General features: G+C 69.1%; 19 protein-coding genes. 17 read left to right on the top strand and 2 right to left on the bottom strand.

From position 1 onward, the window contains the following. Nucleotides 1-249: 249 nt before the first annotated feature. The 4 genes from AB0B90_RS14605 (at nt 250) to AB0B90_RS14590 (ending at nt 3,244) form a co-directional block, all read left to right on the top strand. Entirely contained in the window at nt 250-1,239 is a 990-nt protein-coding gene (locus AB0B90_RS14605; protein ID WP_362922822.1) for a TerC family protein, read from the top strand. Between the two features lie 169 nt (nt 1,240-1,408). Beyond that, entirely contained in the window at nt 1,409-2,014 is a 606-nt protein-coding gene (locus AB0B90_RS14600; protein ID WP_350947822.1) for a phosphatidylserine decarboxylase, read from the top strand. Beyond that, entirely contained in the window at nt 2,001-2,834 is an 834-nt protein-coding gene (gene pssA, locus AB0B90_RS14595) for a CDP-diacylglycerol--serine O-phosphatidyltransferase (RefSeq protein ID WP_350947794.1), read from the top strand. The genes AB0B90_RS14600 and pssA overlap by 14 nt, the downstream gene beginning before the upstream one ends. Before the next feature lie 140 nt (nt 2,835-2,974). Then, entirely contained in the window at nt 2,975-3,244 is a 270-nt protein-coding gene (locus AB0B90_RS14590; RefSeq protein WP_362922820.1) for a hypothetical protein, read from the top strand. Nucleotides 3,245-3,478: 234 nt separating this feature from the next. Here the strand turns inward: AB0B90_RS14590 and AB0B90_RS14585 are convergent, their stop codons facing one another. After that, complete coding sequence (locus tag AB0B90_RS14585; protein ID WP_362922818.1) at nt 3,479-4,120, bottom strand: MBL fold metallo-hydrolase; 642 nt, start codon at nt 4,118-4,120, stop codon at nt 3,479-3,481. Between the two features lie 291 nt (nt 4,121-4,411). Here AB0B90_RS14585 and uvrA point away from each other — a divergent pair, with 291 nt between their 5' ends. The 7 genes from uvrA to whiA all read left to right on the top strand — a co-directional run bounded on the left by uvrA (nt 4,412) and on the right by whiA (nt 13,750). Then, on the top strand, nt 4,412-7,252 hold the full coding sequence (gene uvrA, locus AB0B90_RS14580) for an excinuclease ABC subunit UvrA (RefSeq protein ID WP_350947791.1): 2,841 nt from the start codon (nt 4,412-4,414) through the stop codon (nt 7,250-7,252). Between the two features lie 89 nt (nt 7,253-7,341). Further along, nucleotides 7,342-7,767 (top strand): Rieske (2Fe-2S) protein, encoded by a 426-nt coding sequence (locus AB0B90_RS14575; protein ID WP_350947790.1) that lies wholly within the window; start codon nt 7,342-7,344, stop codon nt 7,765-7,767. Between the two features lie 223 nt (nt 7,768-7,990). Further along, a complete protein-coding gene (locus AB0B90_RS14570) occupies nt 7,991-8,461 on the top strand; it encodes a Rieske (2Fe-2S) protein (protein ID WP_350947789.1) in 471 nt (156 codons plus the stop codon). 419 nt (nt 8,462-8,880) lie between these two features. Beyond that, nucleotides 8,881-10,875, top strand: coding sequence for an excinuclease ABC subunit UvrC (uvrC, locus tag AB0B90_RS14565; protein ID WP_350947821.1), 1,995 nt, complete (start codon nt 8,881-8,883; stop codon nt 10,873-10,875). Then, entirely contained in the window at nt 10,872-11,744 is an 873-nt protein-coding gene (gene rapZ, locus AB0B90_RS14560; RefSeq protein WP_350947788.1) for an RNase adapter RapZ, read from the top strand. Before uvrC ends, rapZ begins: the two co-directional genes overlap by 4 nt. Beyond that, on the top strand, nt 11,741-12,676 hold the full coding sequence (gene yvcK, locus AB0B90_RS14555; protein WP_350947787.1) for a uridine diphosphate-N-acetylglucosamine-binding protein YvcK: 936 nt from the start codon (nt 11,741-11,743) through the stop codon (nt 12,674-12,676). Before rapZ ends, yvcK begins: the two co-directional genes overlap by 4 nt. Nucleotides 12,677-12,769: 93 nt before the next feature. Next, a complete protein-coding gene (whiA, locus tag AB0B90_RS14550) occupies nt 12,770-13,750 on the top strand; it encodes a DNA-binding protein WhiA (RefSeq protein WP_350947786.1) in 981 nt (326 codons plus the stop codon). Nucleotides 13,751-13,805: 55 nt separating this feature from the next. Here the strand turns inward: whiA and AB0B90_RS14545 are convergent, their stop codons facing one another. Continuing rightward, a complete protein-coding gene (locus AB0B90_RS14545; RefSeq protein ID WP_350947785.1) occupies nt 13,806-14,324 on the bottom strand; it encodes a hypothetical protein in 519 nt (172 codons plus the stop codon). A gap of 216 nt (nt 14,325-14,540) precedes the next feature. On the opposite strand from AB0B90_RS14545, the gene gap reads away from it, so the two are divergent. The 6 genes from gap (at nt 14,541) to AB0B90_RS14515 (ending at nt 18,912) form a co-directional block, all read left to right on the top strand. Beyond that, nucleotides 14,541-15,545: a type I glyceraldehyde-3-phosphate dehydrogenase gene (gap, locus tag AB0B90_RS14540; RefSeq protein ID WP_350947784.1), complete on the top strand. Its 1,005-nt coding sequence runs from the start codon at nt 14,541-14,543 to the stop codon at nt 15,543-15,545. Next, nucleotides 15,545-16,732, top strand: a complete 1,188-nt coding sequence (locus AB0B90_RS14535; RefSeq protein WP_362922815.1) for a phosphoglycerate kinase — start codon at nt 15,545-15,547, stop codon at nt 16,730-16,732. The genes gap and AB0B90_RS14535 overlap by 1 nt, the downstream gene beginning before the upstream one ends. A 79-nt stretch (nt 16,733-16,811) precedes the next feature. Further along, entirely contained in the window at nt 16,812-17,597 is a 786-nt protein-coding gene (tpiA, locus tag AB0B90_RS14530; protein ID WP_362922813.1) for a triose-phosphate isomerase, read from the top strand. 132 nt (nt 17,598-17,729) lie between these two features. Next, nucleotides 17,730-17,960, top strand: a complete 231-nt coding sequence (secG, locus tag AB0B90_RS14525; protein ID WP_030905020.1) for a preprotein translocase subunit SecG — start codon at nt 17,730-17,732, stop codon at nt 17,958-17,960. Between the two features lie 79 nt (nt 17,961-18,039). Further along, nucleotides 18,040-18,387, top strand: a complete 348-nt coding sequence (locus tag AB0B90_RS14520) for an RNA polymerase-binding protein RbpA (RefSeq protein ID WP_012892502.1) — start codon at nt 18,040-18,042, stop codon at nt 18,385-18,387. 282 nt (nt 18,388-18,669) lie between these two features. Further along, nucleotides 18,670-18,912, top strand: a complete 243-nt coding sequence (locus AB0B90_RS14515; protein ID WP_350947781.1) for a DUF6343 family protein — start codon at nt 18,670-18,672, stop codon at nt 18,910-18,912. Nucleotides 18,913-18,951 lie beyond the last annotated feature (39 nt).

Below are 18,951 nucleotides of genomic sequence, written 5' to 3'. Positions count from 1 at the left end.
GGGGTCGATGGAACAAGCGGAGGAGCCGCGAGGTTGGATTAGGCGACGCCATGCCAGACGCCTATACTGGCGTGGTTAGGGGGGGAGTATCCCTTCGCGGCAGTCTCGTCATCACGGTGTTGTCTCGCTCCACGAGGCCCCCGGGGCTGTCGGTCCGCATCGTCGATCCGCTTCACATCGACCTGGTTTCCCGCGGGCGGGAGAGACCTCCGGCAGTCTGTCATGCGCGCCGCCGGAGGTTTATCAACCGTGAATGTTCCTGTCTGGATCTGGCTCGCCGTGATCGGCGGCCTCCTGGTCGTCCTCGCCTTCGACCTGTGGATCGTCGACCGAGGCGAGCCCCGGGAGTTCTCCCTCAGGCAGGCCGGGTTCTGGGTCGGTTTCTACGTCACACTCGCGGTGCTCTTCGGCATCGGGCTGTGGGTGATCGCCGGTCCCACCCCCGCGGGCCAGTTCATCGCCGGATATCTCACCGAGTACAGCCTGAGCGTCGACAACCTCTTCGTCTTCTACATCATCATGACCCGCTTCGCGGTGCCGAAGGTATACCAGCACAAGGTGCTGCTGATCGGCATCGTGATGGCGCTGGTCATGCGCGGCATCTTCATCGCGATCGGCGCCGCGGCGCTGGCCAACTTCGGCTGGCTCTTCTACGTCTTCGGCGCGTTCCTGATCTACACCGCCGTCCAGCTCGTCCGTCAGTTCGGCGAGGAGGAGCACCTCGAGGAGAACGCGGTGCTGCGCTGGGCACGGCGGGTGCTCCCGCACACCGACGACTACGTGGGTGCCAGGATCACCGTCAAGGTCGACGGCAAGCGCCTGGTCACCCCGCTGCTGATCGTCATGATCGCGATCGGCACCACCGACCTGCTGTTCGCGCTCGACTCGATTCCGGCGATCTTCGGCCTCACCACGGACGCCTTCATCGTCTTCACCGCGAACGCGTTCGCCCTCATGGGATTGCGCCAGCTTTACTTCCTGCTGGGCGGACTGCTTCAGAAGCTGGTCTACCTCAGCTTCGGTCTTGCGTTCATCCTCGGTTTCATCGGGGTTAAGCTGATCCTCGAGGCGCTGCACTCCAGTGGCGTCTCCTGGGCCCCCGAGGTGCCGATCTGGGTGTCGCTGTCGGTGATCGTCGTCACGATGGCCGTCACCACGGTGATCAGCTTGATCAAGGTCCGGCGTGACGTCCGCGCGGGCAAGGAAAACACCACCCCGGCGAGTGTCGAGCAAGGCTAGCGAATCGGCGTGTGAGGCGCTTTGCTTGTCTCATTGCGCCTTATAAAGGCTAAGAGATGGGTAACATCCTGCCCCAGAGCGGGTAGACATACCGGTCTAATGCCGCAAGACATCACAAAGGTTCCCTGTGTCCCACGATTCAGCAAGCCACATACCAGGTCCGTTGGGCCTGGCACGTGGCGTCTCCCCGTGGTTGCTCCCGACCGTCGCCGCCGCCGCCGTGACCTCACTGCTCAGCCGCCGTGACCGGCGCTGGGCGCTGGCGGCGGTCCCGCTGACCGCGCTCAGCGGTGGGATGCTCTGGTTCTTCCGCGACCCGGATCGCACTCCGGGCACCGGGCGGATCCTGTCGCCCGCGGACGGCGTGGTGCAGAGCATCGACCCGTGGCCGGACGGCCGCACCCGGGTAGCGATCTTCATGAGCCCGCTCGACGTGCACGTCAACCGGGCGCCGCTCGCCGGCACGGTCACCTCGGTGGAGCACGTGTCCGGGGGATACCTGCCCGCGTTCAACAAGGACAGCGACACCAACGAGCGGGTCGTCTGGCACCTGGACACCGCTCTCGGCGACATCGAGATGGTCCAGATCGCCGGCGCGGTCGCACGTCGCATCGTGCCCTACGTGGCCGAGGGGGCGAAGGTGGCCAAGGCCGAGCGGATCGGCCTGATCAGGCTCGGCTCCCGGGTCGACGTCTACCTTCCCGAGGGAGTCGCGCCCGCCGTCTCCGTGGGCGAGAAGACGGTCGCGGGGGTGACGAGCCTTGACCACGGCTGACGCGAGCTGGCCGATGGACGAGACGGACGACGAGCCGCGAGGACCGGTGGGTAAGGCGTTTCGCCTGTCGGCCGCGGACTCCCTCTCCCTGGGCAACGCCCTCTGCGGCTTCCTCGCGGTCTGCGTGCTCGCCTGGTCGGCCATCAGCTCGCTGCAGGAGGCCAAGCCCTTCGCGGCGGACCCCCGGTTCTTCGGCACCGCCGTGGTGCTCCTGCTGATCGGCGCCACCTGCGACCTGTTCGACGGCCTGGTGGCGAGGAAGTTCCGCGCCTCGGCGATGGGCGCCGAGCTGGACAACCTCGCCGATGTGATCAGTTTCGGCTTCGCGCCGGCCTTCATGGTGGTCATCTGGGCGGGGTTCAACCAGCAGATCCCCTTTCTGCTGGTGATGGCCGCGGCGTCGTCGGTGCTGCTGGCCGGCGTCATCCGGCTCGCGCGCTTCGCCTCGGTGAAGACCAAGAGCGGTGACTTCATGGGGTTGCCCATCCCGATGGGGGCGATGACCGTGGTCTCGGTCGTGCTGCTCTTCCCCCCGTCGGTCTGGACGATCCTGCCGGTCTTCGGTGTGGCGTACCTCATGGTGAGCCGGATCGAATACCCCAAGCCCAAGGGCAACCTCGCCGCCGCCGTGCTCGCCTGGATGATGATCAATGTCGCCTGCCTCACCATCTGGGTCGCGGGCCTGGCGGGCGGCGACACGCTGATCAAGGTCGGTGCCGTCATGCAGATGACGATCGTGGCGGCGATCCCGCTGCGGGTTCTGATGTTCAAGCGGGAGAAGCGCAAGGAGCAGCGCAAGGCGTCCGCCGGGGTCGGCTGAGGCCTGGCCTGAGACCACACGGAGTGTGGTCACCCGGGCGGTGGGGCGATGGTCGCGGACATCCCATGCCGCGACCCGTTCTCGCCCTGGAATGTCCCGATCCGCTTTCCCCGCCCGGCGCGGGTGCGTTCAATTGCCTCATGGCAACCGAGCCGCACGAGCACACACGCACCTATTTCCTCGGCATGCTCGCTCGCGAGCTGGAGCTGAGAGGCATGAACGTGACGCTCAGGCGGAGCCCGCCGTCGTTGCGGGTCACCGATCCCGAGGCGGCGATGTTCAACGAGACCCTCGACTGCGTACCGCTCGCCGAGGGCTGGTTCTACCGCTGGTCATGGGGCGATCTGGTCGAGCGGGTGGAGGATCCTTCCAATGCCGCGGATCGGATCCTCCGGGTCTTCGGCGGCTGATGTCCGCGAGCCCGGTGGGAACGGCTACCACCGTCCCACCGTGCTTCCGCGAACCGGACCGCCTCGATGACGGGCGCGGGGGAGCGGGAACGGCTACGGCCTTCCCCCGGGCGGGCGGGTGTCGGTCCTGGCGTCCGGGAGCGGTCACCGACCGGGTCCGGGCGACGCCGAGGGGTTGCCCCGGCCTGCCATGCCCGCGTCAGGCGACGCAGGGGGAGGGAGTGAGGCGGGAGGTCACCAGCCGCGTTCGCGCCACTCGGGCAGGGAGGGGCGCTCGGCGCCGAGCGTGGTGTCCTTGCCGTGGCCCGGGTAGACCCAGGTGTCGTCCGGCAGCCTGTCGAAGATCCGCTCCGACACGTCGGCGAAGAGCTGGGCGAACCGCTCGGGATCCTTGTTGGTGTTGCCGACGCCGCCGGGGAAGAGCGAGTCGCCGGTGAACAGGTGGCCGGGGTAGTACAGGGCGATCGAACCGGGGGTGTGCCCGCGCAGGTGGATCACCTCCAGGCTGACCACGCCGACGGTGACCCCGTCGCCGTTCTCCACCGCCAGATCCACCGGCACCGGCAGTGCCCCCGCGTCGAGCGGGTGGGCGATCACCGAGGCGCCGGTCGCCCTGGCGACCTCCTCCAGGGCCTGCCAGTGGTCGCCGTGCTGGTGGGTGGTGACGATCTTGCTGATCGGCTGGTCGCCGATGAGTTCGAGCAGGCGGTCGGGTTCGGCGGCGGCGTCGATGAGGGCGCCGTCGCCGGTCTGGGTGCACCGGATCAGGTAGGCGTTGTTGTCGAACGGGCCGACGGCCAGTTTGGCGATCGTCAGGGCGGGCAGTTCGCGCAGGTCGGCGGGGCCGCCGACCTGCACGTCACCGGTGTACGTCACGGATTCTCCTCGGACGGGGTCGCGGGAATGCGGGGCGGCACGCGCTCCGCCCTCGTCACCATCATCATCGCGCCCGCCGGGCCGTACGGGGCATAAGGGGGGTGTTCACGTCGTTGAAATCGTGGGCCACCTGCCATATCCGGGGGGAGACCGTACTCTGGAGGGGGCGGGAAAACGACCCCGGACGCCGGTCCGGAAAGACTCAGAACGCCGGTCCGGAAAATTGTCGGCCCCTCTCGCTAGTCTTCCCGCGACTACTTCCAACCCTCTACCAACGACGTCGGGACTGCTGTGGCTGACCGCCTCATCGTGCGTGGTGCACGTGAACACAACCTCAAGGACGTCTCGCTGGACCTTCCGCGAGACGCTCTGATCGTCTTCACCGGGCTGTCCGGCTCGGGCAAGTCGAGCCTGGCCTTCGACACGATCTTCGCCGAAGGTCAGCGCCGCTACGTCGAGTCGCTGTCGGCGTACGCGCGGCAGTTCCTCGGGCAGATGGACAAGCCCGACGTCGACTTCATCGAAGGACTCTCACCCGCGGTCTCGATCGACCAGAAGTCGACGAGCCGCAACCCCCGTTCCACCGTCGGCACGATCACCGAGGTGTACGACTACCTGCGCCTGCTGTGGGCGCGCATCGGCAAGCCGCACTGCCCGCAGTGCGGGCGGGCGATCGCGAGGCAGAGCCCCGAGCAGATCGTCGACCGGGTGATGGAGCTGGAGGAGGGCACCCGCTTCCAGGTGCTCGCCCCGGTGGTCCGCGGCCGCAAGGGCGAGTACGCCGAGCTGTTCAGCCAGCTCCAGGCCAAGGGGTTCGCCCGCGCCCGCGTCGACGGCACCGTGGTCCGCCTGGACGAGCCGCCGACGCTGAAGAAGCAGGAAAAGCACGACATCGAGGTGATCGTCGACCGTCTGGCGGTGAAGGAGGGCGCGGCCAGCCGGCTGACCGGCTCGGTGGAGACCGCCCTGGGCCTGTCGGGCGGGACGATCACCCTGGAGTTCGTCGACCTGCCCGAGGACGACCCCAACCGCGAGCGTTTCTACTCCGAGCACCTCTACTGCCCCTACGACGACCTGTCGTTCGAGGAGCTGGAGCCCCGCTCGTTCTCGTTCAACTCACCCTTCGGCGCCTGTCCCGAGTGCACGGGCCTGGGCGTCCGGATGGAGGTCGACCCCGACCTGATCGTGCCCGACCCGGAGAGGCCGCTGGGCGAGGGCGCGCTCTCGCCGTGGGCCGGGGGCCACACCAGCGACTACTTCGAGCGCCTCGTCGAGGCGCTCGGCCTGACCATGGGGTTCGGCCTCGACACCCCGTGGGAGCGGCTCCCCAAGAAGGCGCAGAAGGCGCTGCTGTACGGCCACGACGAGCAGGTCCACGTCCGCTACAGCAACCGCTACGGCCGCCAGCGCTCCTACTACACCACCTTCGAGGGGGTCATCCCCTGGGTGCAGCGCCGCCACGGCGAGTCCGACAGCGACGGCATGCGCGAGAAGTACGAAGGCTACATGCGGGAGATCCCGTGCCCGGCCTGCAAGGGGGCGAGGCTCAAGCCGGTCTCGCTGGCCGTCACGGTCGACGGCCGCTCGATCGCCGACGTCTCGTCGATGTCGATCGGCGACTGCGCGACGTTCCTGGCGGGGCTGAAGCTCTCGGAGCGCGACATGCACATCGCCGAGCGGGTGGTCAAGGAGATCAACGCCCGGATGGGCTTCCTGCTCGACGTGGGCCTCGACTACCTCACCATGGACCGGGCCTCCGGCACTCTCGCCGGTGGCGAGGCACAGCGCATCCGGCTCGCCACCCAGATCGGCTCGGGACTGGTCGGGGTGCTGTACGTGCTGGACGAGCCCTCCATCGGACTGCACCAGCGTGACAACCAGCGGCTGCTGGAGACCCTGATCAGGCTGCGTGACATGGGCAACACGCTCATCGTGGTCGAGCACGACGAGGACACCATCGCCGCCGCCGACTGGGTGGTCGACATCGGCCCCGGGGCGGGGGAGCACGGCGGCCAGGTCGTCGTCTCCGGCACCGTGGCCGACCTGCTCGCCTCGGAAGACTCGATGACCGGCGCCTACCTGTCGGGGCGCAGGACGATCGCGATCCCCGCCACCCGCCGCAAGCGCGACAGGAAGCGGCAGATCACCGTGAAGGGCGCCCGTGAGCACAACCTCAAGGGCGTCGACGTGGAGTTCCCGCTCGGGTTGTTGACCGCGGTCACCGGGGTCTCGGGGTCCGGCAAGTCCACCCTGGTCAACGACATCCTCTACAACGCGCTCGCCAAGGAGCTGAACGGCGCGCGCACCGTCCCCGGCCGCCACGCGCGGGTCAACGGGATGGATCTGGTCGACAAGGTCGTGCACGTCGACCAGTCGGCGATCGGCCGCACGCCCCGGTCCAACCCGGCGACCTACACCGGCGTCTTCGACAAGGTCCGCGACCTGTTCGCGCAGACCACCGAGGCCAAGGTCCGCGGCTACCAGAAGGGCCGCTTCAGCTTCAACGTCAAGGGCGGCCGGTGCGAGGCCTGCTCGGGAGACGGCACCCTCAAGATCGAGATGAACTTCCTGCCGGACGTCTACGTGCCCTGCGAGGTCTGCCACGGGGCGCGCTACAACCGGGAGACCCTGGAGGTCCACTACAAGGGCAAGACGATCTCCGAGGTGCTCGACATGCCGATCGAGGAGGCCCTGGACTTCTTCGACTCCATTCCGGCGATCAAGCGCTACCTGAAGACACTCAACGACGTCGGCCTGGGATACGTCAGGCTCGGCCAGCCCGCCACGACCCTGTCCGGCGGCGAGGCCCAGCGCGTCAAGCTCGCCTCGGAGCTGCAGCGCCGCTCCACCGGCCGCACGATCTACGTGCTCGACGAGCCCACCACCGGCCTGCACTTCGAGGACATCCGCAGGCTGCTGGGCGTCCTGGGCAAGCTCGTCGACGGGGGCAACACGGTCATCGTCATCGAGCACAACCTCGACGTGATCAAGACCGCCGACTGGCTGATCGACATGGGACCCGAAGGCGGCTCGCGGGGCGGCAGCGTGCTCGCCACCGGGACGCCCGAGGAGGTCGCCCTCGTCGACGAGAGCCACACCGGACGCTTCCTGCGCAAGATCCTCGGCAGCTGAGGGCCGGATTCGGGACCGGGCTCCCCCGTCAATACCCTGGACGAGGGAGCCCGGTTCCGATCGGGGATGACATTGCGAGAAGGGCCGCGATGAGCATGCAGGAAACCTCCGCCATGCCCGCGCGCAGGCAGGTGATCGCCGCCGCGGGGGCCGTGGCGTGCGGTGCGGCGCTGGCGGGGTGCGCGAGCGGGGAGTCCGCCGCCGCCATCGTGCCGCCGGGGATCAAGGGGAAGGTCATCGCACGGACCGCCGACATCCCGGTGGGCGGCGGCAAGGTGATCACCAAGTGGAAGATCGTCATCACCCAGCCGGCCTCGGGGGTGTTCAGGGCGTTCACGGCGAGCTGCCCGCACCGGGGGTGCGCGGTCGGCAGGATCGGGGACGGCGTCATTCGCTGCCCCTGTCACGGCAGCGAGTTCGCGGTCGACTCCGGAGAATGTCTCAAGGGCCCGGCGGAGGCGCCGCTGGTCCAGTACGCGCTGAAGGTCGAGGGCGACGGGATCATCGTGCTCTGACGGTTCGCGCCGACCTCTCCTCCGGGGAGGCGCGGATCCGCCGGGCCGGGCCTGGTTCGCCGGGGCCGAGGCCCGTGATGAGGGTTTGGCGAGGGTTCTCCGGTTAGTCCGTGAAGAGGGCCGAGGGAGTAATTCTTCACAGTCCCCTGACACGATGTGCGGCAAGCTGAACCGTCATCGGGGTGCGAGCCGTACCTGAAGATGATGATTCTGGAGGATATAGATGACTGAGACGACACGTCGTACGGTGATATTCAGCGCCGGCGGGGCCGGGATGGCCGCGGTGCTGACCGCGTGCGGAGGCTACGGGGAGCCGGCGGAGAGCGGCGGGGACACCTCCGCGACCTCCGCGTCGCAGGCGCCGGAGGCGGCCGAGACGAGCGCGGGCGCCGACCCGGGCGGCTCCGCGAACGCCCTGGCCAAGACCGCGGACATCCCCGAGGGAGGCGGCAAGATCTTCAAGGACCAGAAGATCGTGATCACCCAGCCGGCCGCGGGCGAGTTCAAGGCGTTCAGCTCCGTCTGCACCCACCAGGGGTGCGACGTGGACAAGATCGAGGGCGACACCATCGACTGCCCCTGCCACGGCAGCAAGTTCAAGATCACCGATGGTTCCGTGGCGAACGGCCCGGCCACCGACCCGCTGGAGGAGAAGGCGATCAAGGTGGACGGCGACTCCATCGTCCTCGCCTGATTCCTGACCGCCGCGAGCCCGCCACCGGGGAACGTCCCGGTGGTGGCGGGCGTCTCGCACGGCGGTTCTCGTACGGCCAGAAGCACCTGCAGGAGGCGACGGGCGTCGCATGAGGCCGTGGCCCGGTCCCGGGCGGGGACCTGGCCACGGCCCGTTCCGTCGATCCGCTCGGTGGGAGGTTGTGAGGCGGTCGACCCCGAGGCGGCGACGCGGGCGGTGAACCGGCCGCGGGCGGAAGGCGCCGGTCGAGAGGAGGCCCGGGCAGGGACTCCGCGGGGGCGGAGGCGTGCGGGAGTTCGGGCAGGGACTGTGCGGGAGGTTCGGCGGAGGCGCGAGGGAGTTCGGGCAGCGGGGTCGCGCGGAAAGCTCTAAGGAAACCTGTCGGTCCGGGCCGATAGGCTTTCCGTGTGGCGAGATCTGTGGGTGGTCAGGTGAGTTTCCGGCCGAAGCCGGGGTCCATCCCCGAGTCCCCCGGCGTCTACCGGTTCAAGGACGCGGAAGGCCGGGTCATCTATGTCGGCAAGGCCAAAAGCCTGCGCCAGCGGCTCAACTCCTACTTCGCCGACTTCGCGGGCCTGCATCCGCGCACCCAGACCATGCTCACCACCGCCGTGGACGTCGACTGGACGGTCGTCGGCACCGAGGTCGAGGCGCTCCAGCTCGAATACTCCTGGATCAAGGAGTACGACCCGCGGTTCAACGTCAAATACCGCGACGACAAGTCCTACCCCTACCTCGCGGTCACCATGGGGGAGGAGTTCCCCCGGGTCCAGGTGCTGCGCGGCGCCAAGCGCAAGGGCACCCGCTACTTCGGCCCCTACTCCCACGCCTGGGCGATCAGGGAGACCGTCGACCTGCTGCTGCGGGTCTTCCCGATCAGGAGCTGCTCGGGCGGGGTCTTCAAACGGGCGGCGCAGATCGGCCGCCCCTGCCTGCTCGGATACATCGACAAGTGCTCGGCCCCCTGCGTGAGCCGGGTCACGGCCGAGGAGCACAGGGCGCTGGCCGACGACTTCTGCGAGTTCATGGCGGGCAACACCGGCCGGTTCATCAAGCGGCTGGAGCGCGAGATGCGCGAGGCCGCCGTCGAGCAGGAGTACGAGCGGGCCGCCAGGCTGCGCGACGACATCCAGGCGCTGCGGCAGGCGATGGAGAAGCAGGCCGTGGTCCTCGGAGACAACACCGACTGCGACGTGGTCGCCCTCGCGGAGGATCCGCTGGAGGCCGCCGTCCAGGTGTTCTACGTCCGCGGCGGGCGGATCAGGGGTCAGCGCGGCTGGGTGGTCGACAAGGTCGAGGAGGCCGCGCCGGGCGAGCTGGTCGAGCAGTTCCTGCTGCAGATGTACGGCGAGGCGGCCGCCGAGGCGTTGCCCAGGGAGGTGCTGGTCCCGGTCCTGCCCCCCGACGCCGCAGCGGTCACCGAGCTGCTCGGCGAGCACCGCGGGGCGCGGGTGGAGATCAGGGTCCCCCAGCGCGGCGACAAGAGATCGCTGATGGAGACCGTCGAGCGCAACGCCGTCGAGTCCCTGAAGCAGCACAAGCTGAGGCGGGCCAGCGATCTGACCGCGCGCAGCAGGGCGCTGCAGGAGGTCGCCGACGCCCTCGACCTGGACCAGGTGCCGCTCCGCATCGAGTGCTACGACGTCTCCCACATTCAGGGCACCGACGTGGTGGCCTCCATGGTGGTCTTCGAGGACGGCCTGGCACGCAAGAGCGAATACCGCAGGTTCTCCGTACGCTCCACCGAGGGCGATGTCGCCTCCATCCACGAGGTGATCTCCCGCCGGTTCAAGCGCTACCTGGAGGAGCGCTCGGCCACCGGGGAGCTCGATGCGGACACCGGGGCGGAGCCCGCCGGCGGGCCGGTCGCTGGCCCCGCCGAGGAGGCGTCCGAAGGCGCGGACGGGGGGCCGGGCGAGGGGCCGCGGACACCGGGCATCGACCCCGAGACCGGCAAGCCGCGCAAGTTCGCCTACCCGCCCAACCTCGTCGTCGTCGACGGAGGTCCCGCCCAGGCCGCGGCGGCCCGCAGGGCGCTCGACGAGCTGGGCGTGGACGACGTGGCGGTGTGCGGGCTGGCCAAGCGGCTGGAGGAGGTCTGGCTGCCCGGCGAGGACCTGCCGGTGATCCTCGCCCGCTCCAGCGAGGCCCTTTACCTGCTCCAGCGAGTACGCGACGAGGCCCACCGCTTCGCCATCACCTACCATCGATCCAAACGGTCGAAGAGTGTCAAGGAAAGCGCTCTGGACGAGGTTCCCGGTCTCGGCCCGGCCCGCAGGCAGGCGCTGATCAAGCATTTCGGATCGGTGAAGCGGCTGCGGGAGGCGACCGCGGCACAGATCTGCGAGGTTCCCGGGATCGGCCCCTCGACGGCCGAGACGATCGTGTCGGCCTTGAAGGGGCAGAACCCATGAGCGAAAGAGAGTCCGCGTTCGTCCTCGTCACCGGAATGTCGGGGGCGGGGCGGAGCACCGCCGCCAAGGCCCTGGAGGACCTGGGGTGGTTCGTCATCGACAACCTGCCGCCCGGGTTGCTGTTCGCCATGGCCGAGGAGGCGGGGCGGGTCAAGCTGGCCGCCGACAAGGTGGCCGCGGTGGTCGACGTGCGCAGCCTCGCCTTCACCAGCGACCTCAACAGCGCGATCGAGGAGCTGGAGGGGCGCGGCGTCGCCGTGCGCGTGGTGTTCCTGGAGGCGAGTGACGAGGAGCTGGTCCGCAGGTTCGAGAACGTCCGCCGCCCGCACCCGCTGCAGGGGGACGGCCGCCTGGTCGACGGGATCGCCCGCGAACGCGGCATACTGCGCGAGGTGCGGGCGAACGCCGACCTGGTGATCGACACCTCCAACCTCAACGTCCACGAGCTCCGCGGGAAGATCGTCGCCTTCTTCGGCGGCGAGGACCGCCCAGGGCTGCGGGTCAACGTCGTCTCCTTCGGCTACAAGTACGGCCTGCCCGTCGACGCCGACCTGGTCGTCGACTGCCGGTTCCTGCCCAATCCCCACTGGGTCCCCGAACTCCGCCCGATGAACGGACTGGACGCCCCCGTACGGGAGTACGTTCTCAACCAAGCGGGTGCGAAGGAGCTCCTCGACGCCTACGAGGAAGTGTTCACCATCATCGCCTCCGGCTACACCCGCGAGGGCAAGAGCTACGCCACGCTCGCCGTTGGCTGCACCGGCGGCAAGCACCGCAGCGTCGCCATGGCCGAGCAGATCGGCGGGCGGCTGCGCGACAGGGGTGGCATGGAGGTGCAGGTGAGCCATCGGGATGTGGGCCGGGAGTGAATGAAGGTCTCAAGGTCGTCGCGCTGGGCGGGGGACACGGGCTGTACGCCTCGTTGTCGGCGCTGCGGAGGGTCACCTCCCGGCTGACGGCGGTGGTGACCGTCGCCGACGACGGGGGCTCCAGCGGCCGTCTTCGCCGCGAGCTCGGTGTGCTCCCCCCGGGGGATTTGAGGATGGCCCTGGCGGCCCTGTGCGGTGACGACGAGTGGGGGCGCACCTGGAGCGAGGTCGTCCAGCACCGCTTTCGCAGCGAGGGCGACCTGCACGGCCACGCGATCGGCAACCTGCTGATCGTGGCGCTGTGGGAGCGGCTCGGCGACACGGTGTCGGGCCTCGACTGGCTCGGGCGGCTGCTCGGCGCGCACGGGCGGGTGCTGCCGATGGCCTCGGTGCCGCTCGACATCGCCGCCGAGGTCGAGCTGGACGGCGAGGTGAGCACGGTGCGCGGTCAGGTGGCCTGCGCGCTCACGCCCGGCAGGGTCCGGGCCATCTCGCTGCTCCCGGAGGACCCGCCGGCGTGCCCCGAGGCCGTCCGCGCGGTCCTGGACGCCGACTGGGTGGTGTTCGGTCCCGGTTCCTGGTTCACCAGCGTGCTGCCCCACCTGAAGGTGCCCGAGCTGGCCGAGGCGCTGCACGCCACCCGCGCCCGTCGCCTGGTCGCGCTGAACCTCGCCCCGCAGGCGGGGGAGACCGACGGATTCTCCCCCCAGAAGCACCTGGAGGTGCTGCGCCAGCACGCGCCCTCCCTGGAGATCGACGTCGTCGTCGCCGACACCGGGGTGATCGACGACCGTGATGAGCTGGACAAGGCCGCGGCCGACCTCGGGGGGAGGCTGGTCCTCGCCTCCGTGGCGGACGAGGACGGCTCCCCGCGACACGATGCACAACGTCTTGCCTCCGTCCTGGACGAGATTTTCCGTGAGAAGCGTTGATCCTGGTCAGCGGTGCTCAGGAGTGCGAGAAACTTCTGTGAGCCCGATTTATCTCGGGTCGCAAGGGGTCTGTATGGGGGAGGACGAACACGCATGGCGATGACAGGTGTGGTCAAGGACGAGCTGAGCAGGCTGCCGATCCTGAAGCCTTGCTGCCGTAAGGCCGAGGTGTCGACGCTGTTGCGTTTCGCGAGCGGGTTGCACCTGGTGAGCGGCCGGATCGTGATCGAGGCCGAGCTTGACACCAACGTCACCGCTCGGCGGCTGATCAAGGACATCGGCGAGGTCTTCGGGCACAAGGCCGAGGTGCTCGTCCTGGCCCCGGCCGGGCTGCGCAAGGGCTCGCGCTACCTCGTGCGGGTCTACCGCGACGGGGAGGCGCTCGCCCGCCAGACCGGTCTGATCGACAACCACGGGCGCCCGGTCAGGGGCCTGCCCCGCCAGGTCGTCGCGGGGGCGACCTGTGACGCGGAGGCGGCCTGGCGGGGGGCGTTCCTGGCGCACGGCTCGCTGACCGAGCCGGGGCGTTCGATGTCGCTCGAGGTCACCTGCCCGGGGCCCGAGGCGGCGCTCGCGCTGGTCGGGTCCGCGCGGAGGTTGAAGATCCACGCCAAGGCGAGGGAGGTGCGCGGCGTCGACCGGGTGGTGGTCCGCGACGGCGACGCCATCGGCGCGCTGCTGACCCGGCTGGGCGCCCACGACAGCGTGCTCGCCTGGGAGGAGCGGCGGATGCGCCGCGAGGTCCGTGCGACGGCGAACCGGCTCGCCAACTTCGACGACGCCAACCTGCGCCGTTCGGCCCGTGCCGCGGTCGCGGCGGGGGCGAGGGTTCAGCGTGCCCTGGAGATCCTCGGGGAGGAGGCCCCCGAGCATCTGGTGATCGCCGGTCGCCTGAGGGTGGAGCACAAGCAGGCGTCCCTGGAGGAGCTGGGTCAGCTCGCCGACCCGCCCCTGACCAAGGACGCCATCGCCGGTCGCATCCGCCGCCTGCTGGCCATGGCCGACAAGCGGGCCCAGGACATCGGCGTTCCCAACACCGAGGCCAATCTCACCGTCGACATGCTGGCCCCGTAGACCGTCGTCGGGATCGCGCCACCGGAAAGGCCGGTCGGCGGGGCTCAGGGCTGGCTCAGGGCTGCTTCCTGGGCTCGAAGTAGTTCGTGTGGTCGGCGGCCTCGTCCGGCTGCGAGACGGACGAGGCGGCGAGGGCGTCGTGGGCCTCTCGGGCGGCCTTGACGCGCCTGTTCACGAAGCTGAAGCCCGCGTAGGCGGCGACCACCCAGAACAGCAGCGAGATGGGGTCCTGGCGCAGGAGCTCGGGGAAGGCGTCGAGCACCCGGGCGAGGGCGGGGCCGTAGTCCTCGCCGGACACCTGCGCCCAGGCGACGGTGGATCCGACGATCTGGCCGAGCGCGGCGCCGGCGAGGGAGAAGAAGGCGGCGAGCGGCGGCAGCACCGGGCTGGTCGGCTTGACCGCGATCATGGCGAGGCCGACGAGGAGACCGACGCCGATGGCGGCGAAGCCGATCTCGTACCCGCTGAAGGCGATGAGCGCGCCGTAGGCCCCGGCGCCGGCGGCGGTGCCCAGCAGGCCGGTAATAATGCCTGGTAGGAGGCCGTTCGCCAGGTGTGGGTCGTTATCTGTCACAGCAGATTCTCCTGGGGGTTGGGGTGTTTGTAGTGACGAGTCGGGCACTTTACTTGAATGGTGCGATACCTGTTCGTGGGTTAGCGAATAACGGAGCACCCCCTCAAGTGGTCTAGGCCAATTTGGGTCCGATAAGGTTCGTGGTTGAGGTTTCAGCCCGCATCAAGTCGCCGGATCCGAGAGACCGGCGCATCGACGTACGAGGAGATCGGCACCGTGACCATCCGCGTAGGCGTCAACGGATTTGGCCGCATCGGCCGCAACTTCTGGCGCGCGGTCGCTGCCAGCGGCAAGGACATCGAGATCGTGGCGGTCAACGACCTGACCGACAACGCCACGCTCGCGCACCTGCTGAAGTACGACAGCATCCTCGGCCGTCTGCCGTACGAGGTCAAGAGCACCGCCGACGAGATCATCGTCGACGGCAAGACCATCAAGGCGTTCGCCGAGCGCGACCCGGCCAAGCTGCCCTGGGGCGACCTGGGCGTGGACGTCGTCGTCGAGTCGACCGGCTTCTTCACCGACGCCAACAAGGCCCGCGTGCACGCCGAGAACGGCGCCAAGAAGGTCATCATCTCGGCTCCGGCCAAGAACGAGGACGTCACCGTCGTGATGGGCGTCAACCACGACAAGTACGACCCGGCGAACCACACGGTCATCTCCAACGCCTCCTGCACCACCAACTGCCTGGCGCCGATGGCCAAGGTCCTCAACGACACCTTCGGTATCGAGAAGGGTCTGATGACCACGATCCACGCCTACACGCAGGACCAGAACCTGCAGGACGCCCCGCACAGCGACCTGCGCCGCGCCCGCGCCGCCGCGATCAACATCGTGCCGACCTCGACCGGTGCCGCCAAGGCCATCGGCCTGGTGCTGCCCGACCTCAAGGGCAAGCTCGACGGCTACGCGCTGCGCGTGCCGATCCCCACGGGCTCGGCCACCGACCTCACCGTCGAGGTCGGCCGTGAGACCACCGTCGAGGAGGTCAACGCCGCGATCAAGGCCGCGGCCGAGGGCGAGCTCAAGGGCTACCTCAGCTACAACGAGGACCCGATCGTCTCCGCCGACATCGTGACCGACCCGGCGTCCTGCATCTTCGACGCGCCCCTCACCAAGGTGATCGGCAACCAGGTCAAGGTCGTCGGCTGGTACGACAACGAGTGGGGTTACTCCAACCGCCTCGCCGACCTCATCGAGCTGGTCGGCGCCGACCTCTGATGAAGGACATCTCCGAGTTCGACGTGGACGGTCGGCGCGTCCTGGTGCGCGCCGACCTCAACGTCCCCCTGGAGGGGGACGTCATCACCGACGACGGCCGCATCCGCGCCTCGGTGCCGACGATCAAGGAGCTCGCGGGCCGAGGGGCCCGCGTGGTCGTCGTCGCGCACCTGGGACGCCCCAAGGGCAAGCCGAACCCGGAATACTCCCTCGCCCCGGTCGCCAAGCGGCTGGGTGAGCTCCTGGGGGCCGACGTCGCCTTCGCGACCGACGTGGTCGGCGAGTCCGCCCAGGCCGTCGTGGAGGCCCTCCAGGACGGCCAGGTGGCCCTGCTGGAGAATCTGCGCTTCGAGCCGGGCGAGGAGTCCAAGGACGACGAGGAGCGGGCCGCCTTCGCCGCCAGGCTCGCCGCCTTCGCCGACGTCTACGTGGGCGACGGCTTCGGCGCGGTGCACCGCAAGCACGCCAGCGTCTACGACGTGCCCGGTCTGCTGCCGCACGCCGCGGGCCGGCTCGTCCTGGCCGAGGTCGAGGTGCTCAGGAAGCTGACCGACGAGACCGAGCGGCCGTACGCCGTGGTGCTCGGCGGCGCCAAGGTCTCCGACAAGCTCGGCGTGATCGGCAACCTGCTCACCAAGGTCGACCGGCTCCTCATCGGCGGCGGTATGGCCTACACCTTCCTGGCGGCCCAGGGCTACGAGGTCGGCAGGTCGCTGCTCCAGGAGGACCAGCTCGACAAGGTGCGGGGCTTCCTCGACGAGGCCGCCAAGCGCGAGGTCGAGATCGTCCTGCCGGTCGACGTGCTCGCGGCCGTCGAGTTCGCCGAGGACGCCGAGTACGAGGTGGTCGACGCCACCGCGATCCCGGCCGACCGCGAGGGGCTCGACATCGGCCCGCGCACCCGCGAGCTGTTCGCGGGCAAGCTGGCCGACGCCAGGACGGTGTTCTGGAACGGCCCGATGGGCGTCTTCGAGTTCGAGGCCTTCTCCGGGGGAACTCGCGCGGTCGCCGAGGCGTTGATCGCCTCTGAGGCCTTCACCGTCGTCGGCGGGGGAGACTCGGCCGCGGCGGTGCGCAGGCTCGGCCTGGCGGAGGACGGGTTCTCCCACATCTCCACCGGTGGCGGTGCCAGCCTCGAATACCTGGAGGGCAAGACCCTCCCCGGACTCGTGGCGCTGGAGCGGTAGAAAGTGAACCCACGCGACGAGCGGAGCGGCCGGTCGACGACCGACGCCCGCCCAGTGAACAAGGAGTGGTGAGCGAACGATGAGCACACCTCGTAAGCCGCTCATGGCCGGCAACTGGAAGATGAACCTCAACCACCTCGAGGCCATCGCGCACACCCAGAAGCTCGCCTTCGCGCTGAACGACAAGGACTTCGACCGGGTCGAGGTGGCCGTGCTGCCGCCGTTCACCGACCTGCGCAGCGTGCAGACCCTGGTGGACGGCGACAAGCTGCGGATCGTCTACGGCGCGCAGGACCTGTCACAGCACGACGGCGGCGCCTACACCGGCGAGGTCTCCGGGGCGATGCTCTCCAAGATCGGCTGCACCTTCGTGCTCGCCGGTCACTCGGAGCGCCGCCAGTATCACCGCGAGGACGACGACGTCGTCAACGCCAAGGTGCAGGCGGCCTACCGCCACTCGCTCACCCCCATCCTGTGCGTGGGGGAGGGCCTGGAGGTGCGCAGGGCGGGCGACCAGGTGGCCCACAGCGTCGCGCAGCTCGACGGCGCGCTCCGCAAGGTGAACGCCGAGCAGGTCGCCTCCATCGTGCTCGCCTACGAGCCGGTGTGGGCGATCGGCACCGGCGAGGTGGCCACCCCGGACGACGCGCAGGAGGTCTGCGGGGCACTCCGGGCGCGACTCGCCGAGCTGTACGACGCAGAAGTGGCCGCCGGTGTCCGTATCCTTTACGGTGGGTCGGTCAAGTCTGACAACATCGCGGGCATCATGGCGCAGCCTGATGTCGACGGTGCCCTGATCGGTGGCGCGAGCCTCGATCCCGGGGAGTTCGTCAAGATTTGCCGTTTCGGCGAATTGTCGAACTGACTGAGCCATTCGGTGGGTGCGACTTGACAGCACGTCATACCCTCTTAGAGCAGGTTTGAATCGTCACGCCTTCGGCGTACACAAGGGTCGTGCCCGGACGCGGGTCACGCGCACATAGGGAACAGGTCAACGGTGACAATCGGAATCTCCATCGCCCTCATCCTGTCGAGCTTGCTGATGATGCTGCTCGTCCTGCTCCACAAGGGCAAGGGCGGTGGCCTCTCGGATCTGTTCGGTGGCGGTTTCTCGTCGTCGTTCGGAGGCTCCTCGGTGGTGGAGCGCAACCTCGACAGGCTCACCGTCATCACCGGTGTCGTCTGGTTCGTCTGCATCATCGCGCTGGGCCTGCTCCTGCGGCCCTGACCTGGCTTCGCGACAGGCGTGACAGTGGTTCAGTCCCCGCATCCCCAAGCGGCGGGGCCATCGAGCAAGGAGTTCATCCGTGGGTAGTGGCAACGCGATCCGTGGCAGCCGTGTCGGTGCCGGCCCGATGGGGGAGGCGGAGCGCGGCGAGGCGGCCCCCCGTGTGCGGGTGCCTTTCTGGTGCGCGAACATGCACGAGACGCGCCCCAGTTTCGCCAGCGACGCGGCCGTCCCCGAGTTCTGGGACTGCCCCCGGTGTGGTCTCCCCGCCGGTCAGGACGAGGCGAACCCGCCCGCCCCGCCGCGTAACGAGCCTTACAAGACGCACCTCGCGTATGTGAAGGAACGCCGCAGCGACAAGGATGGCGCGCAGATCCTCGCCGAGGCCCTGGAGCGGCTGCGCTCCTCCTCACGCCCGATCTACTAGCCGGTCCCTCGGGTTCCGGACCTTCGGGTTCCGGAGGACCCTCGGGGACGGCTCGACGGCGAGTACGCGGAAAGACCTCCGCGGGTGGAATCCACCCGCGGAGGTCTTTCCGCGTTCCGGGGGTTTTCGCGATCGCCGGGAACCGCTTACCGGGCCGGCCCCGCGCCCTCTCGGTGAACTCCGGTGTCGTGGATGGTGAGGGATGTCCTGGGTAGGGGCTGAAAGATACCCCCGCATAGATATGAGCAGGTGGGGGATCGACATCGCCCTGGAGGTGGTCCCATGAAGGAGCAGCCAGGTACGCACGACCATCCGAAGAGCGCGCTGAACCTGCGGCTCGTTCTGGCGATCTTCGGCCTGGTGGTCTGCACGGTTCTGGCGGTGTTCGCGGCTCAGGGCGGATTCACCCTGCTCACCGTGGCCCTCGCCGTCCTGGCGGCCGTCGCGGCGGTGGACATCGTGGTGGTCGGGATCAGGATCGCCCGCAGGCGCCGACGCGGTGAGCGGCACACCCTGTTCGAATGAACCGTCCCCTCCGGCCTTCCCGGCCGGGCTCCCGTCTTC

The organism is Streptosporangium sp. NPDC049078 (assembly GCF_040648855.1).
Lineage (GTDB): Bacteria > Actinomycetota > Actinomycetes > Streptosporangiales > Streptosporangiaceae > Streptosporangium.
Note: the sequence above shows the minus strand (reverse complement) of the source record. Positions and strands in the feature narration are given on the sequence as shown.

What these genes read in the sequence shown, in the direction of transcription:
- AB0B90_RS14570 (WP_350947789.1), top strand. Translation starts at nt 7,991, where the DNA reads ATGACTGAGACGACACGTCGTACGGTGATATTCAGCGCCGGCGGGGCC.
- AB0B90_RS14515 (WP_350947781.1), top strand. Translation starts at nt 18,670, where the DNA reads ATGAAGGAGCAGCCAGGTACGCACGACCATCCGAAGAGCGCGCTGAAC.
- whiA (WP_350947786.1), top strand. Translation starts at nt 12,770, where the DNA reads ATGGCGATGACAGGTGTGGTCAAGGACGAGCTGAGCAGGCTGCCGATC.
- AB0B90_RS14535 (WP_362922815.1), top strand. Translation starts at nt 15,545, where the DNA reads ATGAAGGACATCTCCGAGTTCGACGTGGACGGTCGGCGCGTCCTGGTG.
- tpiA (WP_362922813.1), top strand. Translation starts at nt 16,812, where the DNA reads ATGAGCACACCTCGTAAGCCGCTCATGGCCGGCAACTGGAAGATGAAC.
- rapZ (WP_350947788.1), top strand. Translation starts at nt 10,872, where the DNA reads ATGAGCGAAAGAGAGTCCGCGTTCGTCCTCGTCACCGGAATGTCGGGG.
- AB0B90_RS14590 (WP_362922820.1), top strand. Translation starts at nt 2,975, where the DNA reads ATGGCAACCGAGCCGCACGAGCACACACGCACCTATTTCCTCGGCATG.
- AB0B90_RS14575 (WP_350947790.1), top strand. Translation starts at nt 7,342, where the DNA reads ATGAGCATGCAGGAAACCTCCGCCATGCCCGCGCGCAGGCAGGTGATC.